The following is a 13,744-nucleotide window of genomic DNA, read 5'->3' as shown; positions in this document are numbered from 1 at the left end:
AGGCAGCCCTCAAACCCGCTCGCTGACGACACCCACATGCAGCGCCCGCCCAGCCCCCAGGCCGAACACGATCGCTCCAACTCCCAACACCGCGAAGATCCACCCCACCGCCGCCCAGCCCCCGGTAAGGTCATGCACCAACCCCACCGCGAACGGCCCCATCGACGCCAGCATGTATCCCACCCCCTGGGCCATGCTCGACAGGTTGGCCGCCACGTGCGAATCCTTCGAACGCAGCACGATCAGCGTCAGCGCCAGGGCAAAGGTGCCGCCCTGTCCAAGCCCCAGCAACACCGCCCAGCCCCACAGCCCCGAGAGCGGCGCATACAGGCAACCGAACAACCCCGCCAGGGTCACCACCATCACCACCACGATGGCCAGGCGCTGGTCCTTGCCGCGGGTCGCCAGCCACGGCGCACTGAGCGAACTGATCAACTGCACCAGCACCGACCCGGACAGCACCAGCCCCGCCTCGGTGGGGCTCAGCCCACGGCCGATGAGGATCGACGGCAGCCAACCGAAGACGATATACGCCAGCGACGATTGCAGGCCCATGTACAGGGTCACCTGCCAGGCCAACGGGTCACGCCACAGCCCACGCACCCGATACGCCACCTGGTGCGCGCCATGCCCCTGGCGTGCCTGTGGCAGCCACACCAACATCGCCAGCAGCGCCGGCAGCAGCCAGAAGCCCAAGCCCATCGCCCAGCTGTTGCCCAAGTGCTGGCTCAGCGGCACGGTGCTGCCCGCAGCCATCGCCGCGCCCAGGCACAAGGCCATGGTGTAGACACCGGTCAGGGTGCCGGCATGCTTCGGGAAATCGCGCTTGACGATGCCCGGCAACAGCACGCCGATGATGCCGATACTGGCACCCGCCACCAGGCTGCCGATGAACACCCCAGTCGCCCCCAGGGCACTGCGCAGCAGAATGCCCAGGGCCAGGGTCAGCAGGATACCGAGGATCACCCGCTCGCTACCGAAGCGTCGCGCCAACACCGGCGCCAGGGGCGCGAACAGGCCAAGGCAGAGCACTGGCAAGGTGGTCAGCAAGCCGGCCTGGGAGGCATTGAGCCCCAACCCTTCGGACACCTGGCCCAATACCGGCGCCATGCTCGACAGCGCCGGGCGCAGGTTCAACGCCACCAGCACCAACCCCAACAGCAACAGCCAGGGCCGGCGCGGCAACACCGGTTGCTGCTGCACCTGTTCGTCGTCTGCCTCGGCATCGATCAGCAGCTCGTCGAGTTCGGTTTCAGGCTTGGGCCGTGTGGGCGTCAGTTGTTCAGGCATGGAGGCGCTCATTTCAGGATTCGATGAGGGCCCGGCTCAGGCGCTTGGCCGCGTCCGGGTCGCGTTGTTCGATGGCGTCGAGGATCTGCGCATGCAGGTCGAACACCCGCTGGCTACGGGGCCGTGCGCTCATGTTGTGCTGCACGGCGGCGGCGACGACGCTGGAGAAGTAGCGGTACAGCTCGCTCAAGGCCGGGTTGTGCGCGGCGTCCACCAGGCGCTGGTGGAACACCAGGTCGCAGGCGACGTAGGTGTCCAGGTCGCCATGAAAGTGCCCGGAACTGCGCTGCAAGGCCTCGCGCAGGCCGCGCAGGTCTTCTTCGGTGCGCCGCTGGGCCGCCAGGCCGATGGCCTCGGCTTCGAGGATGCAGCGGGTCTCACGGGCCTGCTCGACGGTGCAGCGCGACATGGCCTGCACCGCCTGTAGCGGGTCTTGGGCGGTGCGCAAGTAGCTGCCATCGCCCTGGCGCACTTCTACAAGGCCACTGAAAGCCAGCACACGCATGGCCTCGCGCACGGTGTTGCGGCTGATGCCCAGCTCCAGGGCCAGTTCCGGTTCGGTGGGCAGGCGTTGGCCCACGGCCCAGGCGCCCTGGGCGATGCGCTCGCGCAGTTGGTCCACGGCCTGCTCCACCAGGGAGCGCTTGATCAACAGGGACATGCTTACGTCCAGTCATCGGATGAATTTACAAGCGGCAACCATAGCGCTGAAAAGCATCGCGGGGCAAGCCCGCTCCCGCACGCTCACCGCTGTCTTGATGACAGTGGAGAGCCTTTGGGAGCGGGCTTGCCCCGCGATAGGAACGACGCGGACTACCCGTTCAACGCATCGATCAACGCCTGGTTCATCTCCGGCGTCCCCACGGTGATCCGCAGGAACTGCGCGATCCGCGCCTGCTTGAAGTGACGCACGATCACCCCCTGCTCACGCAACCGCGCCGCCAGCTCACCGGCATCCTGCTGCGGGTGCCGGGCAAAGATGAAGTTGGCCGCCGACGGCAGCACCTCGAACCCCAGCGCCGTCAGTTGCTCGACCAGCGCCTCGCGGCTGTCGATCACTTTGCGACAGGTCTGCTCGAAGTACTCGCGGTCCTCGAACGCCACCGCGGCACCGACGATCGCCATGCGGTCCAGCGGGTAGGAGTTGAAGCTGTTCTTGATCCGCTCCAGCGCCTCGATCAGGTCCGGGTGGCCCACCGCCAGGCCAACCCGCAGCCCGGCCAGGGAGCGCGACTTGGACAAGGTCTGGGTCACCAACAGGTTGTCGTAGCGGTCGACCAGGCTGATGGCAGTCTCGCCACCGAAGTCGATGTACGCCTCGTCCACCACCACCACCGAGTCGCGGTTGGCCTGCAGCAGTTGCTCGACCGCCTGCAGCGGCAACAGGCAGCCGGTCGGCGCGTTGGGGTTGGGGAAGATGATCCCGGCGTTGGGCTTGTCGTAGTCCTCGACGCGGATCTGGAACTGCTCGTCCAGCGCCACCGCCTCGAACGGGATACCGTACAGGCCGCAGTACACCGGGTAGAAGCTGTAGCTGATGTCCGGGAACAGCAACGGTGCGCCGTGTTGGAACAGGCCGTGGAAGATGTGCGCCAGCACCTCGTCCGAGCCGTTGCCGACGAATACCTGCTGCGGGGTGACGTTGTAGTAGTCCGCCACCGCCTGCTTGAGCCGGTCGCCGTTCGGGTCCGGGTACAAGCGCAGGTTGTCGTTCAGCTCGCCACGCATGGCCTCCAGCGCCTTGGGCGACGGGCCATAGGGGTTCTCGTTGGTGTTGAGCTTGACCAGGCGGGCCAGCTTGGGTTGCTCGCCCGGGACGTAAGGCACCAGGTCCTTGACGAAGGGGCTCCAGAATCGACTCATGCTCAGTTCCCCTTGTCTTGGGTCAGGATACGGTATTCAGCGCTGCGGGCATGAGCGGTCAGCGACTCGCCACGGGCCAGGACCGAAGCGGTCTGCCCCAGCTCGGACGCGCCCTGCTCGGAGCAGAAGATGATCGACGAACGCTTCTGGAAGTCATACACCCCCAGCGGCGAGGAAAAACGCGCGGTGCCGGAGGTCGGCAGCACGTGGTTGGGGCCGGCGCAGTAGTCGCCCAAGGCCTCGCTGGTGTGGCGGCCCATGAAGATCGCGCCAGCGTGGCGGATCTGCGGCAACCAGGCCTGCGGGTCGGCCACCGACAGCTCCAGGTGCTCCGGCGCGATGCGGTTGGCCACTTCGATGGCCTGCTGCATGTCACGCACCTGGATCAGCGCGCCACGGCCATTGATCGACTTCTCGATGATCTCGGCGCGCTCCATGGTCGGCAGCAGTTTGTCGATGCTGGCGGCGACGCGGTCGAGGAAGGCGGCATCAGGGCTGACCAGGATGGCCTGGGCATCCTCGTCGTGCTCGGCCTGGGAGAACAGGTCCATGGCGATCCAGTCCGGGTCGGTCTGGCCGTCGCACACCACCAGGATCTCCGACGGGCCGGCGATCATGTCGATACCGACCTGGCCGAACACGTGGCGCTTGGCGGTGGCCACGTAGATGTTGCCGGGGCCGACGATCTTGTCTACCTGCGGCACGCTCTCGGTGCCGTAGGCCAGGGCCGCGACGGCCTGGGCGCCACCAATGGTGAACACGCGGTCGACACCGGCGATGCAGGCGGCGGCCAGCACCAGCTCGTTGACTTCGCCACGCGGGGTCGGCACCACCATCACCACCTCGCCGACACCGGCCACCTTGGCCGGAATCGCGTTCATCAGCACCGACGACGGGTACGACGCCTTGCCGCCTGGCACGTAAAGGCCAGCACGGTCCAGCGGCGTGACCTTCTGGCCGAGCACGGTGCCGTCGGCCTCGGTGTACTGCCAGGAGTCCTGTTTCTGCCGCTCGTGGTACACGCGCACGCGGTTCGCGGCGGTTTCCAGGGCCTGGCGCTGGGCTGGGGTGATGCGGGTCAGGGCCTGCTCCAGGCGCGCGCGGCCAAGGATCAGGTCATCGATGGAGGAAGCCTCGACGCCATCGAAACGCTGGGTCAACTCGACCAGCGCCGCATCGCCGCGCTCGCGCACGGCCTTGATGATGTCGAGCACGCGCTGGTTGACCGCGTCATCGGACACGCTTTCCCAGCTCAGCAGATGATCCAGATGTCGGGCGAAATCCGGATCAGCGGCGTTGAGACGGGCAATTGCAGTGGACACGGTCATGGCGAGGGCCTCGTTTGTTAGCGAATGCTCAGGCGCCCTAGGCTACCAGTCGATCCGCGCGGGCACCCGAGAAAAAAGGCTATGACGCGGATAGACGGGCGCGACCGCGAAGGTCGCGCGCAAAGGTCAGCCGCGGTGTCGGGATTCGACCGCTTGGCGCAGCGTGTCGATCAGGCTCTGGATGCGGGCGTGCTGCATTTTCATGGAGGCCTTGTTGACCACCAGGCGCGAACTGATCGTGGCGATCAGCTCCTGCGGTTCCAGGCCGTTGGCACGCAGGGTGTTGCCGGTGTCGACCACGTCGATGATCTTGTCGGCGAGGTTGATCAGCGGCGCCAGCTCCATCGAGCCGTACAGCTTGATGATGTCGACCTGGCGGCCCTGTTCGGCGTAATAGCGCTTGGCGACGTTGACGAACTTGGTGGCCACGCGCAGGCGGCCCTTGGGCTCGGGCGCGCCGGTGACGCCGGCGGTCATCAGCTTGCAGCGGGCGATCTGCAGGTCCAGCGGCTCGTACATGCCCTGGCCGCCGTACTCCATCAGCACGTCCTTGCCGGCCACCCCGAGGTCGGCCGCGCCGTGCTCGACATAGGTCGGCACGTCGGTGGCGCGCACGATCAGCAGGCGCACGTCGTCCTGGGTCGTGGGGATGATCAGCTTGCGGCTCTTGTCCGGATTCTCGGTCGGCACGATACCGGCCTCCGCCAGCAGCGGCAGGGTATCGTCGAGGATGCGGCCCTTGGATAGCGCGATGGTCAACATTGGAACGTCGGTCCTTAAGCGTCTACTGCCGGCCGGGCACGAGGCCCGACCGCATACGATTCGGCTGGCGCGTCCCTGCGCCACTCACAGACTAGCCCGGTACGCGACGGATCTTCGCGCCCAGCATCTGCAGTTTTTCCTCGATGCACTCGTAACCACGGTCGATGTGGTAGATGCGGTCGATCAGGGTATCGCCTTCGGCGACCAGCGCCGACAACACCAGGCTGGCCGAGGCACGCAGGTCGGTGGCCATCACTGGCGCGCCTTTCAGGGCCTTGACCCCGGTGACGATGGCGGTGTTGCCCTCGACCTGGATCTGCGCGCCCATGCGGTGCATTTCGTACACGTGCATGAAGCGGTTCTCGAAGATGGTCTCGATCACCGCGCCAGTGCCCTCGGCGATGGCGTTGAGCGAGATGAACTGCGCCTGCATGTCGGTCGGGAACGCCGGGTACGGGGCGGTACGCAGGTTCACGGCTTTCGGCCGCTTGCCATGCATGTCCAGCTCGATCCAGTCGTCGCCGGTGGTGATATCGGCACCGGCTTCCTTGAGTTTCTCAAGGACGGCTTCGAGGATGGTCGGGTCGGTGTCCTTGACCTTGACGCGGCCACCGGTCACGGCAGCGGCGACCAGGTAGGTGCCGGTCTCGATACGGTCGGGCATGACGCGGTAGGTCGCCGAGTTCAGACGCTCGACGCCATCGATGGTGATGGTGTCGGTGCCGGCGCCCTGGATCTTCGCGCCCATGGCGATCAGGAAGTTGGCCAGGTCGACCACCTCAGGCTCGCGCGCGGCGTTCTGCAGCACGCTGCGGCCCTTGGCCAGGGCTGCGGCCATCATGATGTTCTCGGTGCCGGTCACACTGACGGTGTCGAAGAAGAAGTGCGCGCCGCGCAGGCCACCCTCGGGGGCCTTGGCCTTGATGTAGCCGCCTTCGACCTCGATCTTCGCACCCATGGCTTCCAGGCCGCGGATGTGCAGGTCGACTGGACGCGAACCGATGGCGCAGCCACCCGGCAGGGCCACTTCGGCCTCACCGAAGCGCGCGACCATCGGGCCGAGCACGAGGATCGAGGCGCGCATGGTCTTGACCAGCTCGTAGGGCGCCACCAGGGTCTTGATGGTACGCGGGTCGATTTCCACCGAGAGCTTTTCGTCGATCACGGGCTCGATGCCCATGCGACCGAACAGCTCGATCATGGTGGTGATGTCGTGCAGGTGTGGCAGGTTGCCCACGGTGACCGGGCCATCGGCCAACAGGGTCGCGGACAGGATCGGCAGGGCCGCGTTCTTCGCCCCGGAAATGCGGATCTCGCCGTCGAGACGCGCGCCGCCAGTGATAATCAGTTTGTCCATTTCACTCTCGCCGCCAACGTTGGCTCAGGTGCGCTCAGCCCAGGCTGCGCTGCTGAAAAATTTCATGGTTACCGCATGGATGCTGCCGTCAGCGATCCACGGATTCAGGTGAGCATAGATCGCCTGCTGGCGCTTGACCGGGCTCTGGCCGGCCAGCTCGTCGCTGATCACGTTCAACTGGAAGTTGCAGCCTTCGCCTTCAACTTCGACCCGGGTTCCCGGCAGTTTTTCTTCAAGGAAGCTCTTAACTTCTACGGCCTGCATGCTCAACCTCAATCGGCGCCCAGTGCGCGCGGGTCGGCCATCATACAAAAAAGCCCCTCGCCTGCGAAGCCCATGCAGGGGCGCGCTGACCGAGGGGCCTTCACTTCACTACGGGCCATTAGCCCGCCAGCACTTCATCGAGGTCGTAGACCCCGGCAATTTCGCGCATGTCGTCAGGCATCGCGCGCACTTCCCAGGCCTTGCCGGCCGCCTGGGCATCGCGCATGAAGGCCAGCAGCAGCGACAGGCCGACACTGCTGGACTTCACCACCGCCGAGCAGTCCAGCACCAGACGCGGCTCGCGGCAGGCAGCGATCAGCGCCTTGCCTTCCTTGCGCAGGACCGGGCCGCTGCGGTAGTCCAGCACGCCAGCCAGACGCAGGAGGCCCGGCTCGGCCATGCTCACGCCGGCCTCACTCATTTGACTTCCTTGTCGGGCGAGCTGTCGGCGGTTTCCTTGGCCTTGGCCACCTCGCCGGCCCAGCCGTCGATGGTCTTGTCCAGGTTGTTGCCGTTGCGGTTCATGGCATCGGCGAACTGGTCGCGGAACAGCTTGCCGATGTTGATGCCGTTGACGATGACGTTGCGCACCTTCCACTCGCCGGCGATCTTCTCCAGGGTGTACTGCACCGGGTAGACCGCGCCGTTGTTACCGGTGACCTTCATGCCGACGCTGGTGCGGTCACCGTCCTCGGCCTTGGCCGGGTCGACGGTGATGCCCTGGTTGTTGTACTCGAGCAGGGCGTTGCCATAGAACTGCATCAGGCTGCGCTTGAAGTTCTCCTGGAAGCGTTGCATCTGCTCCGGGGTAGCCTTGCGCGAGTACTTGACGGTCATGATGCTCTTGGAAATGCCATCGGCATCGACCACCGGGCCGAGGATGCGGTTGAGCGCATCGTAGAAGGCGTTCGGGTTGGACTTGTACTGCTCCTTGTTGGCCGTCAGGTCGGCCAACAGCGCGGTGGTGGTGCCCTGAACCACATCACGGGCGGATTGCCCAGGCGCCGCCAGGGCCATCAGGGGGAAGGCCGCCAGCAGGACCAGCAGGCCACGTCGCAGGATCGAAATCATGGAAACTCCTCAATTAGCCGGTTGGGCTTCTTTCGGTTCCTTGCCCACGGAATTGAGCAGGAACTTGCCAATCAGATCTTCCAGCACCAGGGCCGACTGCGTGTCGTGGATGGTGCTGCCATCCTTGAGCACCTTGTCCTCGCCACCCACGCTGATGCCGATGTACTTCTCACCAAGCAACCCGGCGGTCAGGATCGAGGCAGTGGAATCGGTCGGCAGGTTGTCGACCTTCTTGTCCAACTGCAGGGTCACCCGACCGGTGTAGGAGTCGCGGTCCAGATCGATGGCCGTGACCTTGCCGATGGTCACGCCGGCCATGGTCACCTTAGCTCTGACAGTCAAACCGGCGATATTGTCGAAGTACGCATAAACTTTGTACGTGTCGCTGCTCGGGCTGGCCGACAGCCCGCTGACACGCAGGGCCAGCAGCAGCAGCGCCAGGATCCCGGCCAACAGGAACAGGCCGACACCGATTTCCAGGGTGCGGTTTTGCATCAGAAATCTCCAAACATCAAGGCGGTCAGAATAAAGTCCAGACCCAGGACTGCCAACGAGGCATAGACCACGGTCTTGGTGGTGGCACGGCTGATCCCTTCTGAGGTGGGCTCGCAGTCATACCCCTGGAACACGGCGATCCAGGTCACGACGAAGGCGAACACCAGGCTCTTGACCAGCCCGTTGATCACGTCGTCGGTGAAGGACACGCTGTTCTGCATGTTGGCCCAGAACGACCCCTCGTAGACCCCCAGCCAATCCACCGCCACCCACGACCCGCCCCAGATGCCGACCACGCTGAAGATCAGCGCCAGCAGCGGCAGCGAGATGAAGCCCGCCCACAGGCGTGGGGCGACGATGTACTTGAGAGGGTCGACGCCGATCATTTCCAGGCTCGACAGTTGTTCGGTCGATTTCATGTTGCCGATCTCGGCGGTCAGCGCCGAGCCGGCACGCCCAGCGAACAGCAAGGCGGTGACCACTGGCCCCAGCTCACGCAGCAGGGTCAGCGCGACCATCTGGCCCACCGCCTGCTCCGAGCCGTACTTGGTCAGGATGCTGTAGCCCTGCAGGGCCAGCACCATGCCGATGAACACGCCGGAGACAACGATGATCGCCAGCGACAGCACGCCGACGGAATACAGTTGCTTGACCAGCAACTGGAAACCACCGCCAATTCCGCTGCGGCCGACCAGCGCGTGGAACAGGAACAGGCACGAGCGCCCGAGCACGGCGAGCACGTCGATGGCCGCGCGACCGAACAGGCGGATACGTTCGAGTACGGATTTTCTGCGCATCAACGCGCCCCCAGCAGATCGGCGCGGTAGTCAGGCGCGGGAAAATGGAATGGCACCGGGCCGTCCGGGTCGCCCTTCATGAACTGGCGGATGCGTGGGTTGTCCGAGCCCATCAGTTCGTCCGGGGTGCCCTGCCCCAGCACCTGGCCGTCGCCCACCACGTAGATGTAGTCGGCAATGCTGGCGGTTTCGGCAAGGTCGTGCGAGACCACGATGCTGGTGATGCCCAGGGCATCGTTGAGCAGGCGGATCAGGCGCACCAGCACGCCCATGGCGATTGGGTCCTGGCCGACGAACGGCTCATCGTACATGAGGATCTGCGGATCCAGGGCGATCGCCCGGGCCAACGCCACGCGCCGCTTCATGCCGCCGGAGAGCTCGTCAGGCATCAAGTCGATTGCCCCGCGCAGGCCCACGGCCTGCAGCTTCATCAGGACGATGTCGCGGATCATCTCGTCGGACAGCTGGGTGTGCACGCGCAGCGGGAAAGCGACATTCTCGAACACGTCGAGGTCGGTGAACAGCGCGCCGCTCTGGAACAGCACGCCCATCTGCTTGCGCGCGTCGAACAGGTCGCCCCGGGACAGGGTCGGCAGGTTCTGCCCCGCCACCCAGACCTCGCCGCTGGCCGGACGCAACTGCGCGCCCATCAGGCGCAGCAGGGTCGTCTTGCCGCACCCGGAAGGCCCCATGATGCCGGTCACCTTTCCTTTTGGAATGCGTATGTCGACATTGCTGAAAATGCTGCGCGAACCGCGCTTGAAGGTGACACCCTTCAACTCGACCGCGTAGGCGCTATCCACACTCATCTAGACTCCTTGCAATGCAGCCTCGGCTACATGGACGCCGGCCCTCATCATGAAGGCACACGCACCCCTGGCGGGCCGGATAGCGGCGAACTATAGCACCGCAGGCAGGCGCTCCCCAAGGCCATTACCGGAGTCATTCAGGCCAGGTACAGGTATAGATATGTAACCACCCACGACAACTGAAAAGGTGAGCCTTTCACACATTACCGCTATAATCGGCGCCTTTTCATCAGGCACTGCTTCTTCGACATGAGCCAATCCAGCGAGCTGATCCAATCCGCCCAGCGCACTTTGCGCCTGGAACTTGAGGCCGTAGAGGGCCTGCTGGCCCGCATCGACGCCAATTTCGTCAAGGCCTGCGAGCTGATCCTGGCCAGCAAGGGCCGCGTCGTGGTGGTCGGCATGGGCAAGTCCGGACACATCGGCAACAAGATCGCCGCCACCCTGGCCAGCACCGGCACGCCGGCGTTCTTCGTGCACCCGGCCGAGGCCAGCCATGGCGACATGGGCATGATCACCCGCGACGACGTCATCCTGGCCTTGTCCAACTCCGGCAGCACCGCCGAGATCGTCACCCTGCTGCCGCTGATCAAGCGCCTGGGCATCCAGATGATCAGCCTGACTGGCAACCCCGATTCCGCCCTGGCCCAAGCCGCCGAGGTCAACCTCGACGCGCGCGTGGCCCAGGAAGCCTGCCCACTGAACCTCGCACCGACCTCCTCGACCACCGCCGCCCTGGTGTTCGGCGACGCCCTGGCCATCGCCCTGCTCGAGGCCCGCGGTTTCACCGCCGAGGACTTCGCCTTCTCGCATCCCGGTGGCGCCCTGGGTCGCCGCCTGCTGCTGAAGGTCGAGAACGTGATGCACTCGGGCGACGAGTTGCCCCAAGTGCGCCGCGGCACCCTGCTCAAAGACGCGCTGCTGGAAATGTCGCGCAAGGGCCTGGGCATGACCGTGGTGCTGGAGGCCGATGGCACCCTCGCCGGGGTGTTCACCGATGGCGACCTGCGCCGCAGCCTGGACCGCAACATCGACGTGCACAAGACCCTCATCGACGAGGTGATGACCGTGCATGGCAAGACCGCCCGCGCCGAAATGCTCGCCGCCGAGGCCCTGAAGATCATGGAAGACCACAAGATCAGCGCGCTGGTGGTGGTCGATCAAGGCGACCGCCCGACCGGCGCCCTGAACATGCACGACCTGCTGCGCGCCGGAGTGATGTAAATGACCCAGGACCTGTTGCAACGCGGCAAGGCCATCAAGCTGGCGGTGTTCGACGTCGATGGCGTGCTCACCGACGGTCGCCTGTACTTCCTCGAGGATGGCAGCGAGTTCAAGACCTTCAACACCCTCGACGGCCACGGCATCAAGATGCTCATGGCCGCGGGCGTGACCACGGCGATCATCAGCGGGCGCAAGACCCCCGTGGTCGAGCGCCGGGCGAAGAACCTCGGCATCCCGCACCTGTTCCAGGGTCGTGAAGACAAGCTCGTGGTGCTCGACGGCCTGCTCGCCGAGCTGGGCCTGAGCTACGAGCAAGTCGCCTACCTGGGCGACGACTTGCCCGACTTGCCGGTGATCCGCCGCGTCGGCCTGGGCATGGCCGTGGCCAACGCCGCGCCATTCGTCCGCCAGCACGCCCACGGCGTCACCCAGGCGCGCGGCGGCGAAGGTGCCGCACGCGAGTTCTGCGAACTGATCATGCAGGCCCAGGGCACCCTGGACGCTGCCAACGCCAACTACCTGTAGGGCTTCACATGTTCAGCAAGAAAGTACGCAACTTCGTGCTGCTGGGCGCCATCGCCGCGCTGCTGGTGGCGGTCGGCTACTGGAACATCAGCCCGGAAAGCTTCCTCGACAAGCCGGTGGCGCAGGTCGACGAGAGCGCCATCGACTACTATGCGATCAATGCCCACAGCGTGCAGTTTCTGCCCGACGGCAAACTGCAGTACGAGATGACCGCCGACAAGGTCGAGCACCTGAAGGCCAGCGAAGTCACCCTGGTGACCACGCCGGACCTGCACATGTATCGCGGCACCCAGTACCCCTGGCACGTGCAGAGCGCGCGGGCCGAGGTCAACCCGGACGGTACCGAGGTGGAGCTGATCGACGATGTGCGGGTCGCCCGCACCGACGAGAAGCAGCGCGACACCATCATCACCACCACCCGTATGACCGTGTTCCCGCAGAAGCAATATGCGCAGACCGAGCAAGCCGTTAGAATCGACGGCGCCGGTGGCACGACTACGGGCAAAGGAATGAAAGCGTATTTGAAAGACGGCAGGATGGACCTGCTGTCCAACGTAAGAGGACAGTATGAGGCTCGTTAAAACCCTCCCCCTTTTGCTCAGCCTGAGCGCAGCACTGGGAAGCGCGAGCGCCTTGGCCCTGCCGAACGACCGTGACCAGCCGATCCGCATCCAGGCGGACAACGCCCACCTCGACGACAAGCAGGGCGTTGCCACCTATACCGGCGACGTGATCATCACCCAGGGCTCGATGATGATCAAAGGCAACACCGTGACCATCACCCGCGCCGCCTCCGGCGATATCGACGTGGTGACCTCGGTGGGCAACCTGGCTTACTTCGAGCAGCAGCAGAGCGCCGCCAAGCCCGAGAAAATGAAAGGCTGGGCCGTCAACATCCAGTACCAGGCGCAGAAAGACATGGTGATCCTCACCGACCGCGCCAAGGTCGAGAACGAAGGCAACACCACCGAAGGCGAGAAAATCGTCTACAACACCAAGACGCAGGTGGCGACCGCCGGTCGTGGTGGCAACGTGACCGCACCGCGTCAGCGCATCGACATGGTGATCCAGCCGAAGAAGAAGGCCGAGTAAATGGCAACCCTCAAAGCGCAGCACCTGGCCAAGAGCTACAAGGGCCGCCAGGTCGTCCGCGACGTCAGCCTGTCGATCGACAGCGGCCAGATCGTCGGCCTGCTCGGCCCTAACGGCGCCGGCAAGACCACCTGCTTCTACATGATCGTGGGCCTGGTGCAAGCCGACCAAGGCCGCGTGCTGATCGACAGCCACGACGTCAGCCACCAGCCCATGCACGGCCGCGCCAACGCCGGTATCGGCTACTTGCCGCAGGAAGCCTCGATCTTCCGCAAGCTGTCGGTGGCCGACAACATCATGGCGATCCTCGAGACCCGCAAGGATCTCGACCGTGAAGGCCGGCGCAAGGAACTGGAAAGCCTGCTGCAGGAGTTCCACATCAGCCACATCCGCGACAACCTCGGCATGAGCCTCTCCGGTGGCGAACGCCGCCGCGTGGAGATCGCCCGCGCCCTGGCCACCGCGCCGAAGTTCATCCTGCTGGACGAACCCTTTGCCGGTGTCGACCCGATTTCCGTGGGCGACATCAAGCAGATCATCCACCACCTCAAGGCCAAGGGCATCGGTGTGCTGATCACTGACCACAACGTCCGCGAGACCCTGGATATCTGCGAAACCGCCTACATCGTCAACGATGGCCAGCTGATCGCCGAAGGCGACGCCGAGACCATCCTGGCCAACCAGTTGGTCAAGGAAGTTTACCTGGGTCATGAGTTCCGGCTCTGACCCCAGGTCACCCAGGCACGCTGGACCGCTGGCAAAGCCGCTCGATAGCGGCTTAAGTGTTACAGGGCTCTAGGCAAACGCTGTAATTTCAGGCATATAACTTGCTTAAAATTCGGCGCCTCAGCGCCTTGTAGTGGATGG

At 64.9% G+C, this 13,744-nt stretch carries 17 protein-coding genes; 5 read left to right on the top strand and 12 right to left on the bottom strand.

Annotated elements, in window-relative coordinates; all coding sequences use genetic code 11:
- Positions 1-9: 9 nt before the first annotated feature.
- The 12 genes from P0Y43_RS06380 to P0Y43_RS06325 form a co-directional block, all read right to left on the bottom strand.
- The gene (locus P0Y43_RS06380; RefSeq protein ID WP_275636444.1) at positions 10-1,290 is read right to left on the bottom strand and encodes a CynX/NimT family MFS transporter; all 1,281 of its coding nucleotides are present in this window, start codon (positions 1,288-1,290) and stop codon (positions 10-12) included.
- 13 nt (positions 1,291-1,303) lie between these two features.
- Entirely contained in the window at positions 1,304-1,951 is a 648-nt protein-coding gene (locus P0Y43_RS06375) for a FadR/GntR family transcriptional regulator (protein ID WP_275636443.1), read from the bottom strand.
- Positions 1,952-2,103: 152 nt separating this feature from the next.
- The gene (gene hisC / locus P0Y43_RS06370) at positions 2,104-3,153 is read right to left on the bottom strand and encodes a histidinol-phosphate transaminase (protein WP_275636442.1); all 1,050 of its coding nucleotides are present in this window, start codon (positions 3,151-3,153) and stop codon (positions 2,104-2,106) included.
- Between the two features lie 2 nt (positions 3,154-3,155).
- Complete coding sequence (gene hisD, locus P0Y43_RS06365; RefSeq protein WP_275636441.1) at positions 3,156-4,481, bottom strand: histidinol dehydrogenase; 1,326 nt, start codon at positions 4,479-4,481, stop codon at positions 3,156-3,158.
- A gap of 126 nt (positions 4,482-4,607) precedes the next feature.
- Positions 4,608-5,243: an ATP phosphoribosyltransferase gene (gene hisG, locus P0Y43_RS06360; protein ID WP_275636440.1), complete on the bottom strand. Its 636-nt coding sequence runs from the start codon at positions 5,241-5,243 to the stop codon at positions 4,608-4,610.
- A 91-nt stretch (positions 5,244-5,334) separates the two neighbouring features.
- On the bottom strand, positions 5,335-6,600 hold the full coding sequence (murA, locus tag P0Y43_RS06355; protein WP_275636439.1) for a UDP-N-acetylglucosamine 1-carboxyvinyltransferase: 1,266 nt from the start codon (positions 6,598-6,600) through the stop codon (positions 5,335-5,337).
- Between the two features lie 24 nt (positions 6,601-6,624).
- Positions 6,625-6,864, bottom strand: coding sequence for a BolA family protein (locus tag P0Y43_RS06350; protein WP_029613593.1), 240 nt, complete (start codon positions 6,862-6,864; stop codon positions 6,625-6,627).
- A gap of 118 nt (positions 6,865-6,982) precedes the next feature.
- Entirely contained in the window at positions 6,983-7,285 is a 303-nt protein-coding gene (locus tag P0Y43_RS06345) for an STAS domain-containing protein (RefSeq protein WP_275636438.1), read from the bottom strand.
- Positions 7,282-7,935, bottom strand: a complete 654-nt coding sequence (locus tag P0Y43_RS06340; RefSeq protein ID WP_275636437.1) for an MlaC/ttg2D family ABC transporter substrate-binding protein — start codon at positions 7,933-7,935, stop codon at positions 7,282-7,284. The genes P0Y43_RS06345 and P0Y43_RS06340 overlap by 4 nt, the downstream gene beginning before the upstream one ends.
- 9 nt (positions 7,936-7,944) lie before the next feature.
- Positions 7,945-8,430: an outer membrane lipid asymmetry maintenance protein MlaD gene (gene mlaD / locus P0Y43_RS06335; RefSeq protein ID WP_275636436.1), complete on the bottom strand. Its 486-nt coding sequence runs from the start codon at positions 8,428-8,430 to the stop codon at positions 7,945-7,947.
- Complete coding sequence (mlaE, locus tag P0Y43_RS06330) at positions 8,430-9,227, bottom strand: lipid asymmetry maintenance ABC transporter permease subunit MlaE (protein WP_275636435.1); 798 nt, start codon at positions 9,225-9,227, stop codon at positions 8,430-8,432. Before mlaE ends, mlaD begins: the two co-directional genes overlap by 1 nt.
- The gene (locus P0Y43_RS06325; protein ID WP_275636434.1) at positions 9,227-10,036 is read right to left on the bottom strand and encodes an ATP-binding cassette domain-containing protein; all 810 of its coding nucleotides are present in this window, start codon (positions 10,034-10,036) and stop codon (positions 9,227-9,229) included. The genes mlaE and P0Y43_RS06325 overlap by 1 nt, the downstream gene beginning before the upstream one ends.
- Before the next feature lie 249 nt (positions 10,037-10,285).
- On the opposite strand from P0Y43_RS06325, the gene P0Y43_RS06320 reads away from it, so the two are divergent.
- From P0Y43_RS06320 to lptB, 5 genes are read left to right on the top strand one after another with little or no spacing between them, the layout of a single operon-like run.
- Complete coding sequence (locus P0Y43_RS06320) at positions 10,286-11,260, top strand: KpsF/GutQ family sugar-phosphate isomerase (protein WP_275636433.1); 975 nt, start codon at positions 10,286-10,288, stop codon at positions 11,258-11,260.
- Positions 11,261-11,785, top strand: coding sequence for a KdsC family phosphatase (locus tag P0Y43_RS06315; protein WP_008092466.1), 525 nt, complete (start codon positions 11,261-11,263; stop codon positions 11,783-11,785). It begins immediately after the preceding gene.
- A gap of 8 nt (positions 11,786-11,793) precedes the next feature.
- Entirely contained in the window at positions 11,794-12,366 is a 573-nt protein-coding gene (gene lptC, locus P0Y43_RS06310) for an LPS export ABC transporter periplasmic protein LptC (protein ID WP_275636432.1), read from the top strand.
- Positions 12,353-12,877 (top strand): lipopolysaccharide transport periplasmic protein LptA, encoded by a 525-nt coding sequence (gene lptA, locus P0Y43_RS06305; protein ID WP_275636431.1) that lies wholly within the window; start codon positions 12,353-12,355, stop codon positions 12,875-12,877. The genes lptC and lptA overlap by 14 nt, the downstream gene beginning before the upstream one ends.
- Positions 12,878-13,603, top strand: coding sequence for an LPS export ABC transporter ATP-binding protein (gene lptB / locus P0Y43_RS06300; protein WP_275636430.1), 726 nt, complete (start codon positions 12,878-12,880; stop codon positions 13,601-13,603). It begins immediately after the preceding gene.
- The last annotated feature ends 141 nt before the right edge of the window (positions 13,604-13,744 follow it).

The organism is Pseudomonas entomophila, assembly GCF_029193575.1.
Lineage (GTDB): Bacteria > Pseudomonadota > Gammaproteobacteria > Pseudomonadales > Pseudomonadaceae > Aquipseudomonas > Aquipseudomonas entomophila_G.
This window is presented reverse-complemented; position numbering and strand designations above follow the sequence as displayed.

Bases quoted from the DNA above. Each gene is read 5' to 3' on its own strand.
- P0Y43_RS06380 (WP_275636444.1), bottom strand. From the start codon at position 1,290: ATGCCTGAACAACTGACGCCCACACGGCCCAAGCCTGAAACCGAACTC.
- P0Y43_RS06375 (WP_275636443.1), bottom strand. From the start codon at position 1,951: ATGTCCCTGTTGATCAAGCGCTCCCTGGTGGAGCAGGCCGTGGACCAA.
- hisC (WP_275636442.1), bottom strand. From the start codon at position 3,153: ATGAGTCGATTCTGGAGCCCCTTCGTCAAGGACCTGGTGCCTTACGTC.
- hisD (WP_275636441.1), bottom strand. From the start codon at position 4,481: ATGACCGTGTCCACTGCAATTGCCCGTCTCAACGCCGCTGATCCGGAT.
- hisG (WP_275636440.1), bottom strand. From the start codon at position 5,243: ATGTTGACCATCGCGCTATCCAAGGGCCGCATCCTCGACGATACCCTG.
- murA (WP_275636439.1), bottom strand. From the start codon at position 6,600: ATGGACAAACTGATTATCACTGGCGGCGCGCGTCTCGACGGCGAGATC.
- P0Y43_RS06350 (WP_029613593.1), bottom strand. From the start codon at position 6,864: ATGCAGGCCGTAGAAGTTAAGAGCTTCCTTGAAGAAAAACTGCCGGGA.
- P0Y43_RS06345 (WP_275636438.1), bottom strand. From the start codon at position 7,285: ATGAGTGAGGCCGGCGTGAGCATGGCCGAGCCGGGCCTCCTGCGTCTG.
- P0Y43_RS06340 (WP_275636437.1), bottom strand. From the start codon at position 7,935: ATGATTTCGATCCTGCGACGTGGCCTGCTGGTCCTGCTGGCGGCCTTC.
- mlaD (WP_275636436.1), bottom strand. From the start codon at position 8,430: ATGCAAAACCGCACCCTGGAAATCGGTGTCGGCCTGTTCCTGTTGGCC.
- mlaE (WP_275636435.1), bottom strand. From the start codon at position 9,227: ATGCGCAGAAAATCCGTACTCGAACGTATCCGCCTGTTCGGTCGCGCG.
- P0Y43_RS06325 (WP_275636434.1), bottom strand. From the start codon at position 10,036: ATGAGTGTGGATAGCGCCTACGCGGTCGAGTTGAAGGGTGTCACCTTC.
- P0Y43_RS06320 (WP_275636433.1), top strand. From the start codon at position 10,286: ATGAGCCAATCCAGCGAGCTGATCCAATCCGCCCAGCGCACTTTGCGC.
- P0Y43_RS06315 (WP_008092466.1), top strand. From the start codon at position 11,261: ATGACCCAGGACCTGTTGCAACGCGGCAAGGCCATCAAGCTGGCGGTG.
- lptC (WP_275636432.1), top strand. From the start codon at position 11,794: ATGTTCAGCAAGAAAGTACGCAACTTCGTGCTGCTGGGCGCCATCGCC.
- lptA (WP_275636431.1), top strand. From the start codon at position 12,353: ATGAGGCTCGTTAAAACCCTCCCCCTTTTGCTCAGCCTGAGCGCAGCA.
- lptB (WP_275636430.1), top strand. From the start codon at position 12,878: ATGGCAACCCTCAAAGCGCAGCACCTGGCCAAGAGCTACAAGGGCCGC.